General features: G+C 69.0%; 16 protein-coding genes. 11 read left to right on the plus strand and 5 right to left on the minus strand.

Features of this window, described 5'->3' with window-relative positions; genetic code table 11:
* Positions 1-39: 39 nt before the first annotated feature.
* From ACU0DV_RS17560 to ACU0DV_RS17580, 5 genes are all read left to right on the plus strand, one after another.
* Positions 40-288, plus strand: coding sequence for a hypothetical protein (locus ACU0DV_RS17560; protein WP_446243088.1), 249 nt, complete (start codon positions 40-42; stop codon positions 286-288).
* Between the two features lie 113 nt (positions 289-401).
* Entirely contained in the window at positions 402-1,895 is a 1,494-nt protein-coding gene (locus tag ACU0DV_RS17565) for a UxaA family hydrolase (RefSeq protein ID WP_100927242.1), read from the plus strand.
* Positions 1,896-2,028: 133 nt separating this feature from the next.
* Positions 2,029-3,090, plus strand: coding sequence for a Gfo/Idh/MocA family protein (locus ACU0DV_RS17570; protein ID WP_446243087.1), 1,062 nt, complete (start codon positions 2,029-2,031; stop codon positions 3,088-3,090).
* 28 nt (positions 3,091-3,118) lie between these two features.
* Positions 3,119-3,841 carry an SDR family oxidoreductase gene (locus ACU0DV_RS17575; protein WP_100927244.1) on the plus strand — a complete coding sequence of 241 codons (723 nt, stop codon included), beginning with the start codon at positions 3,119-3,121 and terminating at the stop codon, positions 3,839-3,841.
* 43 nt (positions 3,842-3,884) lie between these two features.
* Entirely contained in the window at positions 3,885-4,793 is a 909-nt protein-coding gene (locus tag ACU0DV_RS17580; RefSeq protein WP_283982842.1) for a DMT family transporter, read from the plus strand.
* Positions 4,794-4,962: 169 nt separating this feature from the next.
* On the opposite strand, the gene ACU0DV_RS17585 is transcribed toward ACU0DV_RS17580, so the two are convergent.
* Both ACU0DV_RS17585 and ACU0DV_RS17590 read right to left on the minus strand, forming a co-directional pair.
* Entirely contained in the window at positions 4,963-5,700 is a 738-nt protein-coding gene (locus ACU0DV_RS17585; RefSeq protein WP_100927246.1) for an SDR family oxidoreductase, read from the minus strand.
* A 97-nt stretch (positions 5,701-5,797) separates the two neighbouring features.
* Positions 5,798-7,579 carry an IlvD/Edd family dehydratase gene (locus ACU0DV_RS17590; RefSeq protein WP_100927247.1) on the minus strand — a complete coding sequence of 594 codons (1,782 nt, stop codon included), beginning with the start codon at positions 7,577-7,579 and terminating at the stop codon, positions 5,798-5,800.
* A gap of 167 nt (positions 7,580-7,746) precedes the next feature.
* Here ACU0DV_RS17590 and ACU0DV_RS17595 point away from each other — a divergent pair, with 167 nt between their 5' ends.
* From ACU0DV_RS17595 to ACU0DV_RS17605, 3 genes are read left to right on the plus strand one after another with little or no spacing between them, the layout of a single operon-like run.
* Positions 7,747-8,274 (plus strand): hypothetical protein, encoded by a 528-nt coding sequence (locus ACU0DV_RS17595; protein WP_283982840.1) that lies wholly within the window; start codon positions 7,747-7,749, stop codon positions 8,272-8,274.
* Positions 8,275-8,277: 3 nt separating this feature from the next.
* On the plus strand, positions 8,278-8,973 hold the full coding sequence (locus ACU0DV_RS17600) for an RraA family protein (protein ID WP_446243086.1): 696 nt from the start codon (positions 8,278-8,280) through the stop codon (positions 8,971-8,973).
* A 39-nt stretch (positions 8,974-9,012) separates the two neighbouring features.
* Positions 9,013-9,477 carry a GNAT family N-acetyltransferase gene (locus ACU0DV_RS17605; protein WP_446243085.1) on the plus strand — a complete coding sequence of 155 codons (465 nt, stop codon included), beginning with the start codon at positions 9,013-9,015 and terminating at the stop codon, positions 9,475-9,477.
* Between the two features lie 260 nt (positions 9,478-9,737).
* Here ACU0DV_RS17605 and ACU0DV_RS17610 read toward each other — a convergent pair whose 3' ends face one another.
* Positions 9,738-10,628 (minus strand): phytanoyl-CoA dioxygenase family protein, encoded by an 891-nt coding sequence (locus ACU0DV_RS17610; protein ID WP_370313892.1) that lies wholly within the window; start codon positions 10,626-10,628, stop codon positions 9,738-9,740.
* Positions 10,629-10,729: 101 nt separating this feature from the next.
* On the opposite strand from ACU0DV_RS17610, the gene ACU0DV_RS17615 reads away from it, so the two are divergent.
* Positions 10,730-11,734, plus strand: a complete 1,005-nt coding sequence (locus ACU0DV_RS17615) for a LacI family DNA-binding transcriptional regulator (RefSeq protein WP_446243084.1) — start codon at positions 10,730-10,732, stop codon at positions 11,732-11,734.
* On the opposite strand, the gene ACU0DV_RS17620 is transcribed toward ACU0DV_RS17615, so the two are convergent.
* Entirely contained in the window at positions 11,731-12,651 is a 921-nt protein-coding gene (locus ACU0DV_RS17620; protein ID WP_283982835.1) for an NAD(P)-dependent oxidoreductase, read from the minus strand. The two genes, ACU0DV_RS17615 and ACU0DV_RS17620, sit on opposite strands and share 4 nt — an antisense overlap.
* Positions 12,652-12,750: 99 nt before the next feature.
* Complete coding sequence (locus ACU0DV_RS17625) at positions 12,751-13,512, minus strand: SDR family oxidoreductase (protein WP_446243083.1); 762 nt, start codon at positions 13,510-13,512, stop codon at positions 12,751-12,753.
* A 161-nt stretch (positions 13,513-13,673) separates the two neighbouring features.
* On the opposite strand from ACU0DV_RS17625, the gene ACU0DV_RS17630 reads away from it, so the two are divergent.
* Positions 13,674-14,273, plus strand: a complete 600-nt coding sequence (locus tag ACU0DV_RS17630) for a LysE family translocator (RefSeq protein WP_100930808.1) — start codon at positions 13,674-13,676, stop codon at positions 14,271-14,273.
* The gene (locus ACU0DV_RS17635; protein WP_446243082.1) at positions 14,266-15,648 is read left to right on the plus strand and encodes an FAD-binding oxidoreductase; all 1,383 of its coding nucleotides are present in this window, start codon (positions 14,266-14,268) and stop codon (positions 15,646-15,648) included. The genes ACU0DV_RS17630 and ACU0DV_RS17635 overlap by 8 nt, the downstream gene beginning before the upstream one ends.
* Positions 15,649-15,651: the final 3 nt, after the last annotated feature.

The raw sequence follows: 15,651 nt of genomic DNA on the forward strand, positions 1-15,651 counted from the left end.
TGGCGCCGCCCCGCCGAAAGGGCCCCGCCGATGCCGTTGATGGCACCCCCCGAACAGGTCTCCCGCTTCGAAACCGAAGGCTGCCTCGTGGTCGCCAACGTGCTCGAGCCGCTGACGCCCGGCCGCGTGATGGCCGGTTTCGCGGCCCGGTCCCGCCGCGCGCCGCAGACGGAGCTGCGCGACCGGCAGGCCCGGCGCACCCTGTGGCACGACACGCGGGCGCGGCTGTCAGGCACGGCGCACATCCCGATCCACCGCCGGAAATCCGACAGCCCGGTTTGCGCATGACTTGAATCCCCCGCCCGAAAGGCGCACAAGCCAACCCAGCACCCGAAACTGGAATATTAGAAGATCACCGCCGGGCTCCTGCCCGGTGTCTGCATGAAGCAAGAGAGATCGCAATGACCACCGTTCGTTTGTCCGAGGCCGACAATGTCGTCACCGCCGTGACCGCCCTCGAGGCGGGCAGCCACGGCGCCACGCAACTGATCCCGCGCGGCCACAAGCTCGCCACCCGCGCCATCGCCAGGGGCGAGCCGGTCATCAAGTACGCGCAGGTGATCGGCTTTGCCGCCGAGGACATCGCCGAGGGCGCGCATGTGCACACCCACAACCTCGATTTCCGCAACGTCGACACCGAATACGAGTATGCGACGAACATCCGCCCCGCCGCGCCGGCCAAGACGCAGGATACCTTCATGGGGTACCGGCGGGCGTCGGGCCGGGTCGGGACGCGGAACTTCATCGCCGTGCTGACCTCGGTCAACTGCTCCGCCACCGCGGCCCGGCAGATCGCGGCGCATTTCACCCCGGAACGACTGGCCGACTATCCGAATGTCGACGGCGTCGCGGCCTTCGTGCACGGCACGGGCTGCGGCATGGCCGGACAGGGATCGGAAGGCTTCGAGGCGCTGCAGCGCGTGATGTGGGGCTATGCCAAGAACCCAAACGTCGGCGGCGTGCTGATGGCGGGACTGGGCTGCGAGATGAACCAGATCGACTGGCTGGTGGAGGCCTATGGCCTGACGCCGGGCCCGCTGTTCCAGTCGATGAACATCCAGGACGTGGGCGGCCTGCGCAAGACGGTCGAGCTGGGCATCCGCAAGATCGAGGCGATGCTGCCGGTTGTGAACGATGCGCAGCGCGAGGAATGCCCGGCCTCGGAACTGATGGTCGCGCTCCAGTGCGGCGGCTCGGACGCGTGGTCGGGCATCACGGCGAACCCCGCCGTGGGCCACGCCTGCGACCTGCTGGTGGCCCAGGGCGGCACCGGCGTGTTGGCCGAAACGCCCGAGATCTACGGCGCCGAGCACCTGCTGACCGCCCGCGCGGTCGACCGCGAGGTGGGCGAGAAGCTGGTCGGGCTGATCCGCTGGTGGGAGGATTACACCGCGCGCAACAAGGGCTCGATGGACAACAACCCCTCGCCCGGCAACAAGAAGGGCGGCCTGACCACGATCCTCGAGAAGTCGCTGGGCGCGGCGGCCAAGGGCGGCACCACGCCCCTGACCGGCGTCTACAAGTACGCGGAGCCCGTGACGGCGAAGGGCTTCACCTTCATGGACAGCCCCGGTTACGACCCGGCCTCGGTCACCGGCCAGATCGCCTCGGGGTGCAACCTCGTGTGCTTCACCACCGGGCGCGGGTCTGCCTTCGGCGCGAAGCCCTCGCCCTCGATGAAGGTCGCGACAAACACCGAGATGTTCAACCGCCTGACCGAGGACATGGACATCAACGCGGGCTCGATCCTGACCGAGGGCAAGTCGGTGGAGGAGGTCGGCCGCGAGATCTACGAGATGTGGCTGCGCATGGCTTCGGGCGAGAAGACGAAGTCGGAGCTGCAGGGGCTGGGCGATTTCGAGTTCGTGCCCTGGCAGATCGGCGCGGTGATGTGAGGGGTTTCGCCCCGGCTGCGCCGGGACGACCCGCGGGGGCGCTGCCCCCGCACCCCCGAGGTATTTTCACCAAGATGAAGGCAGGGGCGCATTGGTTGCCGTTGCCCGTAAGACGGAACGAGAGGACGACTTCATGACACGTTTGCCGTTGTGCGTGGTGGGCGCCGGCTCCATCGGGCAGCGCCATATCGAGGTGGCGGGCCTGTCGGAGATGATCGACCTTGTGGCCGTGGTGGAGCCGCATGCCCCCCTGCGCGAGGCGCTGGCGGCGAAGGGGCTGCCCATGGTGGCCGCGCTGGACGAGGTGCCGGAGCGGGTGCGCGCCGCCGTTGTGGCGACGCCGACGCAGGATCACCATGCCTCCACCCTTGCCTGCCTGTCGCGGGGCTGGGCGGTGATCGCGGAGAAGCCGCTGGCCGGCACGCTCGACGACGCACGCGCCCTGCGGGATGCGGCGGAGGCGGCGGACCTGCCGCTTTTCACCGGGCATCACCGGCGCTGCCATCCGTTCTCCATCGCGGGACGAGAGGCGCTGTCGGCCATCGGCCCGCTGGTGGGCGTGCAGGGTTTCTGGTCCCTGCGCAAGCACGACAGCTATTACGAGGCCGACTGGCGGCGGAAACCCGGGGCCGGGCCGCTGCTGACCAACATGACGCACGAGATCGACCTCCTGCGGTTCCTGATCGGCGAAATGACGGAGGTGACGGCCCTGCTCTCCTCTGCCCGGCGGGGGTTCGAGATCGAGGACACCGCCGCGCTGGCCTTCCGGTTCGGCAACGGCGCGCTGGGGTCCTTCCTGATCTCGGACGCGGGCGCCTCGCCCTGGTCGTTCGAGAGCGCATCGTCCGAGAACCCGGCGATTGCCGGATCGGGCGAGGATTACCTGCGCGTGACGGGCACCGAGGGGGCGCTGGCCTTTCCGTCGCTGACCCGCTGGGGGCGCTCCGGGCCGGGGGAGATCGAGTGGTCGAAACCGCTGGCGCGGACCGACGGCGCGCGCTTCGACCGGATCGACCCGCTGCTGGCGCAGATCGAGCGGTTTGCGGCCGTCGTCGCGGGCGGCGAGGATGACGTGCTTTGCACCGCCGCGGACGGGATCGCGGCGATGGAGATGACGCTGGCCTGCGCGCTGTCGGCCCGCGAGGGACGGCCCCTGACGCCACGCGACGTGCCGGGACATTACACCGGGGTATGAGCCCCGGCGACCATACGGGAGGACAACCATGAGACTGCAGGGCAAACGCGCCTTCATCACCGCCGCCGGACAGGGCATCGGCCGCGCCATCGCCGAGGGCTACCTGCGCGAGGGCGCCACCGTCGTGGCCACGGACCTGAAGGCCGGGCTGATGGAGGGCCTCGGCTGCGAGACGGCGGCGCTGGACGTGACCGACAAGGCGGCGGTGCGCGCGGCCATCGAGGCGGCGGCACCGGACGTGCTGGTGAACTGCGCGGGCTTCGTGCACGCGGGCCCGCTGCTCGACGCCACCGACGACGAGTTCGACTTCGCCATCGCGCTGAACGTCCGCAGCCAGTTCCATGCAATGCAGGCTGCGCTGCCGGGGATGATCTCGCGCGGCGGCGGGTCCATCGTCAACATCGCCTCCGTGGCGTCGTCCATCGTGGCGGCGCCCAACCGCTGCATCTACGGCATGTCGAAGGCGGCGGTGATCGGGCTGACGAAGTCCGTCGCGGTCGATTACGTCAAGCAGGGCATCCGGGTGAACTGCATCTGTCCGGGCACGGTCGACAGCCCCTCCCTGCACGACCGGCTGCGGGCGATGGGCGATTACGAGGAGGCGCGCAAGGCCTTCGAGGCGCGCCAGCCCATGGGCCGGATCGGCACCGCGGAGGAGATCGCGCACCTGGCGATCTACCTGGGCTCGGACGAGAGCGCCTTCACCACCGGCCAGGCGCATGTGATCGACGGCGGCTGGGCGGCGGCCTGACACCGGCGCGCTGAACCCGCCCCCTGAAGCGAGAGGACCGAGGATGTCGGAGGTGAAACCGCGCGAGGACCGCACCCGAACGGGTGTGCTGCTGATGGTGCTGGCGGTGGCCTTCTTCACCTGCATCGACAGTTCCGCGAAGCTTCTGATCATCGCGGGGCTGCCTGCGCTGCAGGTGGTCTTTGCCCGCTACACCGGGCATTTCCTTGTCGCCGTCCTGCTGTTCGGCCTGCGCGATCCGTCGGCCTTCCGGAGCCATGCGCCGTTCAAGCAGTTGCTGCGCTCGCTCTTCCTGCTGGGATCGACGGTGCTGAACTTCTCGGCCCTGCAGTTCCTGCCGATCACCGTCACCACGACGATCATGTTCGCGGGACCCATCGCCATCACGCTGCTGGCGATCCCGCTGCTGGGCGAGAAGGTGGGCCTGAGGCGGATCGTGGCGGTCTGCTGCGGCTTTGCGGGCGTGCTGGTGGTGATGCAGCCCTGGGGCGCGGATTTCCACCCCGCCATGTTTCTGTCGCTCGGCGCGCTGGTCTGTGCCGCCTTCTACTTCATCCTGACGCGGATGCTGTCGGACGTGGAGGCCAACGCGACGCAGCAGCTCTGGTCCTCGGGAGTCGCCGCTCTGTGCCTGATGCCCTTCGTGCTGCAGGGCTGGACCTGGCCCTCGGGCTGGGCGTGGGTGCCCTTCGTGCTGATCGGGTGTTTCGGGGCCACGGGGCACATTGCGGCGACGGCGGGCCATCGGCTGGCGGACGCCTCGATCCTTGCGCCGGTGGTCTACGTGCAGATCTTCATGGCCGCCTTCGCGGGCTGGGCGCTGTTCGACACCCTGCCGACCGTATGGACGCTGGGCGGCGGGGCGATCATCATCGCCTCGGGGCTTTATATCTGGCAGCGGGAGCGGGTGGTGCGCGGCCGTGTCCGCAGGCCCGTGCCGGCGCAGCGGTAGAAGCGTCCGCTCCCGGTTCAGCCTGTCATGCCCCTCGGTGCCGGAAACGGCCGATTTGCATGGCCCTGAAACGGCAGGGCCGCCCGGGCATACACCCGAACGGCCCAGTGATCCGTTGTCTTCCATGACGTGACACGGCGGGGAAACCCCGTCGCCCGCCCGGAAAAGCTCAGCCGCGCCCGATGTAGGGCATCGCGGAGGCCATGACCGTCATGAACTGTACGTTCGCCTCCAGCGGCAGCGACGCCATGTGCAGCACCGACGACGCCACGTGCGCCACGTCCATCACCGGCTCGACCTCGATGGAGCCGTCGGCCTGCGGCACGCCCTTGGTCATCTTCTCCGCCATGTCGGTCAGCGCGTTGCCGATGTCGATCTGCCCGCAGGCGATGTTGTAGGGCCGCCCGTCCAGCGAGAGCGACCGCGTCAGCCCGGTGATCGCATGCTTCGACGCGGTGTAGGGCGCCGATCCCCAGCGCGGCACATAGGCCGAGACCGAACCGTTGTTGATGATCCGACCGCCCATCGGGTCCTGCCTGCGCATCCGGCCAAACGCCGCGCGCGCGCAGATGAAAGAGCCGGTCACGTTGATGTCGATGCACTTGCGCCAGTCGTCGACGCTGATCTCGTCCACCGGGCCACCCATGACGGACACGCCCGCGTTGTTGAACAGCGCGTCGATGCGCCCCCATTCGGCCATCGCCTTGTCGAAGGCGGTATCCACCTGCGCCTCGTCCACCACGTCGCAGGGCAAGGCCAGCGCGTTCTCGTGGCTGTCGGCCATCTCGGCCACCGTTTCGGGCGTGCGGCCCACGATGCCCACGCGCCAGCCTGCATCCAGAAAGACCTGCGCGCAGGCCTTGCCGATGCCGCGCGCGCCGCCGGTGATGATGATCGTCTTGCTCATGTGAGCCTCTCCCCCGTGTTTCTTCGAGCCTTGGAAATGCCGGAGGGCGCGCCGGGGGCCCTGCCCCCGGTCCTTCCCGGATCGCGCCCGCCCGGTCTCAGTGGTTGTCGCGGGGCAGGTCCCTGCGGATCTTCTGGTAGGCCGTCGCCAGTTCGAGGCAGCCGCCTTCCGCCAGTTGCCCGACGTGCGTGCGGTAGATTTCCTGCCACGGCGTCTGGTGATGGATCTCCGGCGCCTCCCATGCGTCGATGCGCGCCTGCCACTCTGCCTCGTCCACCAGCGCATCCATGCGCGAGGCGTTGAGGTCCAGCCGCACCCGGTCGCCGGTCTTCAGATACGCCAGCCCCCCGCCGACCACCGCCTCGGGAGAGGCGTTCAGGATCGACGGGCTTTCAGAAGTGCCCGACTGCCGCCCGTCGCCCACTGTCGGCAGGTGGTTGATCCCCGCCTTGATGAGCGCGTCCGGCGGCTGCATGTTCACCACCTCGGCCGAGCCGGGATAGCCCACGCAGCCCACGCCGCGAATGAACAGGATCGAGTGCTCGTCGATCTCCAGCGAGGCGTCGTTGATCCGGTCGTGGTAATCCTCCGGCCCTTCGAAGACCACGGCCCGGGCCTCGTAGGTGCCCTCCTCGCCCGGCGTCGACAGGAACCGCTTGCGGAAGTCCGGCGAGATCACCGAGGTCTTCATCAACGCGCTGTCGAACAGGTTGCCGGTCAGCACCTTGAAGCCCGCGTTGGTCCGCAGCGGCTCTGCATAGGTGCGGATCACGTCGAGGTCGACGCTTTCCACCCCGGCGAGGTTCACGCCCATGGTGTTGCCCGTGGCGGTCATCGCGCCCTCGTGCAGGCGCCCGGCCTTCATCAGTTCGCCCATGACGGCAGGGACGCCGCCCGCGCGGAAGAAGCTCTCCCCGAGGTATTCACCGGCGGGCTGCATGTTCACCAGAAGCGGCACGTCGAAACCGACCGTCTCCCAGTCCTTCACGTTCAGTTCCACCCCGGCGTGGCGGGCGACTGCCTGCAGGTGCGGCGGCGCGTTGGTCGACCCGCCGATGGCCGCGTTGACGATGATCGCGTTTTCGAAGGCCTCGCGCGTCAGGATGTCGGACGGTTTCAGGTCGTCGAGCACCATCTGCACGATGCGCTTGCCGGTCTCGTAGGCCATGGCCATCCGTTCGCGGAACGGCGCGGGGATCGCCGAGGACCCGGTCAGCGTCATGCCGAGCGCCTCCGCCATGGCGTTCATGGTCGAGGCGGTGCCCATGGTGTTGCAGTGCCCCAGCGACGGCGCCGAGGAACAGACGCGCCCCATGAACTCCTCGTAGTCGATCTTGCCTTCGGCCAGCAGCCGGCGCGATTCCCAGACGATGGCGCCCGATCCGGCGCGCTTGCCCTTCCACCAGCCGTCCAGCATCGGGCCGCCGTTCAGGGCAATGGCCGGGATGTCCACGGTCGCCGCACCCATGAGCTGCGCGGGCGTGGTCTTGTCGCAGCCGGTGGTCAGCACGACGCCGTCGATCGGATACCCGTGCAGCACCTCCACGAGGCTCAGGTACGCGAGGTTGCGGTCCAGCGCCGCGGTCGGGCGCTTGCCGGTCTCCTGGATCGGGTGGACGGGGAATTCCATCGGAATGCCGCCCGCCTCGCGGATGCCCGCCTTGATCCGGTCCATCAGGAAGACGTGGATCTTGTTGCAGGGCGCGATGTCGGAGCCGGTGTTGGCGATCCCGATCACCGGGCGGTCGGACATCAGCTCTTCGCGCGTGTAAGTGCTGTTCTGGTAGCGCTCCACGTAAAGTGCGGTCATGCCCGGGTTGTTCGGATTGTCGAACCACTCCTGGCTGCGGAAACGCTTCTTCGCGCGTGTGTCTGACATACTCTTCCCTCCCTTCCCCGTTTCGGGCGATTCCCGGCGCGGGCTTCGCGGCATCCTCGCCATTTGGTATACCAAATGCAAGCACCGCCCTTGACAAGATCGGCCCGCCCCCGTGCTATGCCACCCGGAAAGGGCCGCCGCCCTGCGCGCGCCCGAGGGAGGACATCATGAACCGTGCGCTGCCCATGCTCGCCGTGGCGTGGCTTGCTGCCCTGCCCGCTTGGGCAGAGGAGCCCCTGACACCGGCCATCGACACCGCGGCCGTGGCCGGATGCGTGGCCGAGGCTCAGGCGCGCAAAGCCGCCCCCGACATCTGCATCGGCCCGACGCTCGCGGGCTGCGGCAGCCTGCCTGCCGACGCCCCGGCGCTGGCCACGCTCTGCTATGACGAGGCGCGCCGCCAGCTGGCGGAGGCCACGGCGGCACGGCTCACCCTGCTTGACGACACGGCGCCCGAACCGCTCGCCCTGCGCGCCCGGGTCGAGGCCAAGTACGACCTGCTCTCCGGCCTCCTGCAATGCGACCGGCTGGAGGAGCTGGGGCGGCTCGACGACACGCCTGCAGAGACTCTCGCCCTGCAGAAGACCCGCTGCGAGGCGACCGCCTCCGGCCTCGCCTACATCCGCCTGCTGTGGCGCGTGGCACCGGACGACCAAGACCTGACACCGCCGGACGGCCCGGCCCAAGGAGACTGACCCATGATCGAAGAACCGCCCGTCCTGACCATCGTCGAAGGCGCACCCACCCCGACGCCGGAGCAGATCGCCGCACTGAAGGGGGTGGAGACCGCCTTCATCTGCGACGCGATGGGCGGGATCGCCGCCATGTCCACAGCCATCGCGCCGCTGGGCCTCGGGGAAGAGCTTGACCGCCACGTGGTGGGCCGCGCCCTGGTGGCCGACAGCGGGCCGATGGACATCATGGCGACGCTCGCCGCCGTCAACCTTCTGACGCCGGGCGACGTGGTGGTCCATGCCGCACATGGCCACGGCGGCTGCGCCACCATCGGCGACCAGCTGTCCGGCATGCTGAAGAACGCGGGCGCCGCGGCCTTCGTCACCGACGGACCGATGCGCGACTTCGACGGAATCCGCGCCACCGGCCTGCCCTGCTGGTGCGCCGGCCTGAACCCGAACTCTCCCTACGCCAACGGCCCCGGCACCCTCGGCGGCGCGGCCGTTGTCGGCGGACGCCAGGTGGCGACGGGCGATATCATCGTGGCCGACCGCAACGGCGTCGTGGTCATCCCCTACGCCCGGATCGACACGGTGATCGCCAAGGCAAAGGCGGTCGCGCAGATGGAGAAGGAGCTCGAGGTCAAGGTGAAGGACGGCTTCTGCACCCCGCTGGACATCGACGCCATGCTGGCAGACGGTCGCGCGAAGAAGGTGTAGGGGCCGCGCGGGCGGCCCGCCGATCCGGAGAGGCCGCCCTTGCCCCACGACCTGCACATGCCCTGCCGCTTCCGCTCCGCGACCGGGGCCGAAGCCGATACCCTCGCCGACATCCGCGTCGCGGCGATGCGCCCGAGCCTCGAGGCTATCGGGCGCTTCTCGCCGGAGCGCGCCCGCGAACGGTTCCTGAAGGGCTTCGATCCGGCGGACACAACGGTGATCGAATGCGGGGGCGAGATCGCCGGCTTCTTCGTCGTGCGGCGGCGGAAGGATCACCTCTACCTCGACCACCTCTATGTCACGCCGTCCCATCAGGGCCGCGGACTGGGATGGCGCGTCGTCTCGGACCTGCAGGAACGGGCCAGGACCGAAGGGCTGCCGATCCGCCTGATGGCGCTGAACGGCAGCCCTGCCAATGACTTCTACAAGCGGTGCGGGTTCGAGGTCGTGTCCTCCGACGCGCTTGACACGATCTACGAGTGGCAGGCGCGGGCCGCGTCCTGAAACGTCCGGGGACGTTCCGCCAAGTCATGGACCGGCTGCGGCGGCCCTGCCGACCAGCGCAACCTGCTGTCACCAGACCGCATTCCTGAAAGCGGGCCTACCGCCGGATCAGCTGTCGCCTGACACTCGCGGAAAGCCGAAAAAAACCGGCGTTCCCTGCGGCACTTCACAGCACATTCGCGTCCCCAAGTCATGACCACCAGACCCCACCCCTAGCGACAGCCTGTAGGGCGGGGCTTCGCGCCGCCCCGCCGCAGCCGTCAGGCAAAGGCGCTCTTCATGCCGCCCGACATCTGTGTCCGGAAGATCGAGGTGTTGTCCTTCGCGGGCGGCAGCGGCATCCGCACCGGCACCTGCTCCAGCCTTGGCGTGAAACAAGGCTCGCCGGTGATGATCCGCTCCTGCAGGTCCGCCCAGAAGCCGCGCTGGCCCAGCCCGTGGATGTAGCTCGACGCGCCCAGAAGCGGCCAGGCATCGGCGCTGGCGCATTCGTAGAACAGGATCTTGCGCGCCCGGTCGGACCGGTTCGGAGCCGAACCGTGCAGCGCGCGGACGTGGTGCACCGTCATGTCCCCCGCCTTGCCGGTCAGCGTCACCGCCTTCGACAGGTCGAAGTCCGGATCGTCCGGCGACACCGCCCCGCAGAAATACCCGTCGTGGTGGTGCGACAGCACCGGCCCGCGGTGCGAGCCCGGGATCACCATCAGCGGCCCGTTCTCCTCGTCCATGTCCTCCAGCAGCACGCCGAAGGCCAGGAGGTCGTCGTTGGTCGCGGGGTAGAAGGCCCAGTCCTGGTGCCATTCCACCGCCGCCCCGCCGCCCGGCGCCTTGCAGTTCAGCTTCGACGTGTTGATGATCGTCGACGGCCCGAGCAGATCGTTCAGCACCTCCGTCACCCGCGACGCCGTCAAGAGCTGCCAGAAGAACGGATCGTTCCGGTGGGGCAGCTTCACCCGGGTCAGGCGCGGGGTCTCTGCCGAATGCCCCTTGTCGAGATCGTAGAGCGCGTCGCTCTCCGTCACCCCTCGCGATCCTTCGATCCAGTCGGTGACGATGGACTGCGCCCGGGACAACTCCTCCGCCGTCAGCACGGCTTCGACCTTCAGGTATCCGTTCTCGGCGTAAAACGCCTTCTGTGCCTCCGTCAGCATCCGCGCTCCTCCCTGCGTCCGACTCGATGGTACCGATACCACCATTGCATGGTATCGGTACCATCGCTACAGCAAGGGTGTCAAACGCGGACGGAACGGGCATGACGGAACAACGGAAATGGGTGACGATGGGCGACGTGGCGCGCCAAGCGGGTGTGGGCAAGATCACCGTCAGCCGCGCCCTGCGCACCCCCGGCAAGGTCAGCCCCGACACGCTGACCCGCGTCATGACGGCGGTCCGGGACCTGGGCTACGTCCGGGACGAAACCGCCGGCGCCCTGTCCTCGCAGCGTTCACGCATCGTCGGCGCGCTCGTCTCGACGCTGGAACAGTCGGTCTTTGCCACCACCATTCGCGGGCTGGAGGAAGGCCTGCGCGACGGCGGCCTGCAACTGCTCCTCGCCAGCACGGGCTACGCGCCCGAGACGGAGGCCGCGCTGATCGCCACCCTGCTGGGCCGCCGCCCCGACGCGCTGGTGCTGACCAGTTCGCTGCACACGCCAGAGGCGCGGCGCCTGCTGGACGGGGCGGGCCTGCCGGTGTTCGAACTCTGGGAGCTGCCGGAGGATCCGGTCTTTGCCGCCGTGGGGTTTTCCAACCGGGCCGCGAGCCGTGACATGACCCGCCACCTCGCGGACAAGGGCCGCGAAAGGATCGCCTTCCTGCGCACCGACCGTCCCGCCGACACGCGGGCGGAGATGCGACAGCAGGGCTATCTGGACGTGGTGGCAGAGCCGCGCATCCTTGCCGTGCCCCCCGATCCCGGCCTCACCGGCCCGGACTACGGGGCGCAGGGGCTGGCGCAGATCCTCGACCGCTGGCCCGACACCGACGCAGTGGTCTGCGTGTCGGACACGCTGGCGCTCGGCGCCTGGTGCGAGGCGATGCGGCGCGGCCTTCCCGTACCGCAGAGGCTTGCGCTGACGGGATTCGGCGACACCGACTTTGCCGGGGCGTCGGGCATCGGCCTGACCACGGTGAGGGTCGACGGCGACACCATCGGGCGCACCGCCGCCGCGATGATCCTCGACGCCACGGCGGGCGAGGACATCCCCCGCCGCACCGTCGATCTCGGTTACACGCTGATGCTGCGCGGGACGGCCTAGCGACCCTTCGCCGCTTCCTCAGCCATCTCAACCCCGTTCAGCCGTGCCACATGGTCGGCCAGCCACGGCACGTAATCCTGCGCATGGCCGATGGCCTCGGCATGGACGAAGTACTGCCGCGCGGCGCCCAGCATCAGGGTCATCACGTCGGCCTCCGCCGCCATCGAACCCGCATACTTCAGGTCCTTCGACGCGTTGGCGATGGAGAACTTGTGCACCTCGCGCTCCCCGTCGACGACGCAGCGCATGAAGGTGTCGAAGAAGCCGTTGCCCAGCCGCGAGGACCCGATGACCTTCTGCACCATCTTCGGCGGGATGCCCGCCTTGGCGCCCAGCACCGTGACCTCCGCATAAAGCGCAGCGTAGCCCATCGAGATGGTGTTCATCAGGAGCTTCATCTTGTGGCCCGCGCCGACACCGCCCACGCGGTTGATGTTGCCCGCCCAGCACTCGATCACCGGCAGCACGCGGTCAAAGACCGCCTCGTCCGCGCCCACCATCGCGTCGAGCGTGCCTTCCTCGGCCTCCTTCGGGGTCCGGCCCAGCGGCGCATCGACGAAGTGCCCGCCCTTCTCGGCCAGTTCCGCCGCCAGCACCATGGTGGAGGTCGGGTCGGCCGTGGTGCAATCCACCACGATCAGCCCCTCGCGCGCCCCGGCCAGCAGCCCGTCCTCGCCGCGGAAGACCGATTCCACCTGCGGCGAGTTCGACAGGCAGATGTGGACGATGTCGCACTGCTCCGCCATCTCGCGCGGGCTTGCCGCCTCGGTCGCGCCCATGCCCACGAGGCTCTCAACCGGCGTGCGGTTGCGGTTGCCCTTGACCATCATCGGATGGCCGTTCTGCAGGATGTTCTTGGCCATCCCGTGCCCCATGTAGCCCAGCCCGATGAAGCCGACCTTTGCCTTGTCCGACATATCCATTCCTCCCATGTCGCTGAAATATCTGCGCCTGCGGGCTGGCGGGCGGGCGCCTTTGCGACAGCAAACAGTGCCGCCCGCCAGCCCCGCGATCCGTCACAGCCGCGCGGTGATCCCCCCGTCCACGTACAGGACGTGGCCGTTCACGAAACTCGCCGCGTCCGAGCAGAGGAACACGCAGGCGCCTGCCAGCTCCTCCACCCTGCCCCAGCGGCCCTGCGGCGTGCGCTCCTCCAGCCAGCGGCAGAACTCCGGGTTCTCCACCAGCGCCTTGTTCAGCGGCGTGTCGAAATAGCCCGGCGCGATGGCGTTGACGTTCAGCCCCTTCGGCGCCCAGTCCGTCGACATGCCCTTCGTCAGGTTCGCCACCGCCCCCTTCGAGGCGGTGTAGGGCGCGATGCCCGGCCGCGCCTGCAGGGTCTGGACCGAGGCGATGTTGACGATCCGCCCCGCGCCGCGCCCGATCATGTGCCGCGCGCAGGCCTGTCCCACGTAGAAGGCCGAGGCCACGTTGGTCCGCATCAGCCGGTCGAATATCTCCGGCGGGAACTCCTCCAGCGGCGCGCGGTGCTGCATGCCGGCGTTGTTGATCAGGATGTCGATGGCGCCCGTGCTGGCCTCGAATCCGTCGACCGCCTCCCGCGCCGCCGCCGCGTCCGTAACGTCGAAGGGCAGCACCTCGACCTCCGCCCCCTCGCCGCGCAGCACCTCTGCCGCCGCCTCCAGTTTCTCCACGCCCCGCGCGTTCAGCACGAGCGATGCGCCCGCCTGCGCCAGCCCGCGCGCCAGTGCGAAACCGATCCCCATGGAGGCGCCCGTGACAAGCGCCCTCCGGCCCGACAAGTCGAAAAGTCCCATGTTCCTCCCGGCGGTCTGTCTTCGCGCGTTGACATCCCTGCGCCCAGCCGCTTTGTTCCAAATGGTATACCATCCGCGAAGCGATGCAACCCGAGGTGCGCGAAGACGCCCCGCTCGCGATGGTCACCGGAGGACCACATGCCACACACGACAGGCGCGCGATGCTGACCTTCGCCGCCGCCGTCTTCTTCCTGATCGTGACACCCGGACCCGGCGTGCTCTCGACCGCCGGGCTGGGCGCCGCCTACGGCTTCCGCGCCGGGCTGCGCTATCTGATCGGCCTGTTCATCGGGACGAACCTCGTGGCGCTGGCGGTGATCTCCGGCGTCGCGGCCATCGTGCTGTCGGTGCCGGTGATCCGCTGGGTGCTCATGGTGGCCTCCATCGGATATCTCCTGTTCCTCGCCTCGCGCATCGCCTTCGCGGGCTCGCGCCTCGCCTTCATCGAGGCCAAGGCCCCGCCCGCCATAGGCGCCGGCATCCTGCTGCAGGCGATCAACCCCAAGGCCTATGCCGTCAACACCACGCTCTTCGCGGGCTTTCCCTTCGCCCCCGACAATCTCGTGTTCGAGACCGTGGCAAAGCTCCTGATCGTCAACACGATCTGGATCCCGATCCACCTCGGCTGGCTCTTCGCCGGGGCGTCGCTGCACCGCCTCAACCTCTCCGACCGCAGCCAGCGGATCATCAACATCGCGATGGCCGCCTCCATGCTGCTGGTCGTCGCCCTTGCCCTCTATTCCGGCCTGAAGAATGCCTGACACATTGCACACCCACGCCCTCACCCGTCTCACCGCCCTGCTCGGCGACCGGCTCGTCACCTCGGAGGCCGACCGCCGCCTGCACGGCCAGAACGAGACCTACTATCCCAACACCCCGCCCGACGCCGTGGCCTACCCGGAGACGACCGCCGAGGTCTCGGAGATCGTGAAGATCTGCGCCGACACCGGCACGCCCGTCACCCCCTACGGCGCCGCCAGTTCGCTGGAAGGACAGCACCTCGCCGTCCAGGGCGGCATCAGCCTCGATTTCGCGCGGATGAACCGGCTGCTTTCTGTCTCCGCCGAGGACCTGCTCTGCACCGCGCAACCGGGCCTGACCCGCAAGCGCCTGAACGAGGACCTGCGCGACACCGGGCTCTTCTTCTCCGTCGATCCCGGTGCCGATGCCTCGCTGGGCGGCATGGCCGCCACCCGCGCCTCCGGCACCACCGCCGTCCGCTACGGCACCATCCGGGAGAACATCCTCGCGCTCGAGGCGGTGATGGCCGACGGTACGATCATCCGCACCGGGTCGGAGGCGCGCAAGTCCGCCACCGGCTACGACCTCACGCACCTGCTGATCGGGTCGGAGGGCACGCTGGGCATCATCACCGAGCTGACGCTCCGCCTGCACGGCCTGCCCGAATCCGTCGCCGCCGCCACCTGCCGCTTCGCGTCCGTCGAGGACGCGGTGAACTGCGTGATCCTGACGATCCAGTCCGGCCTGCCCATGGCGCGCATCGAACTGCTGGACCACATGATGGTGCGCGGCTTCAACCGCTACGCCCAGGCCGACCTGCCGGAAGAACCGCACCTCTTCCTCGAATTCCACGGCTCGGAGGCCGGCGTGGCCGAACAGTCCGCCGCCTTCCGCGAGATCGCCGCAGACTTCGGCGCCTCGGGCTGGAAGGACGCCGTGAAGGCCGAGGACCGCAACGCGCTCTGGGCCATGCGCCACAGCGCGCATTACGCATCGGCCGCGCTCGGCGAAGGCCGCCACATCTGGCCCACCGACACCTGCGTGCCGATCTCGAAACTGGCGGAGGCGGTGACATGGGCGCAGACCCGCGCCGCCGAGATCGGGCTGACGGCGACCATCGTCGGCCACGTCGGCGACGGCAACTTCCACGTGGGCCTCTCCGTCGATCCCGAGGACCCGGCCGAGATGGCGCGCGCCCACGACTACACCCACGCGCTGGGAGAGATGGCGCTGCGCCTGCGCGGCACGGTCAGCGGCGAACACGGCATCGGCATCGGCAAGCAGGATTTCATGACCGAGGAACACGGCCCCGCCGTCCCCTTCATGCGCGCCATCAAGCAGGCGCTCGACCCAAGGGGCATCCTGAACCCCGGCAAGTTGCTCCCGCCCGCCTGACAT

Source organism: Sagittula sp. (assembly GCF_052825245.1).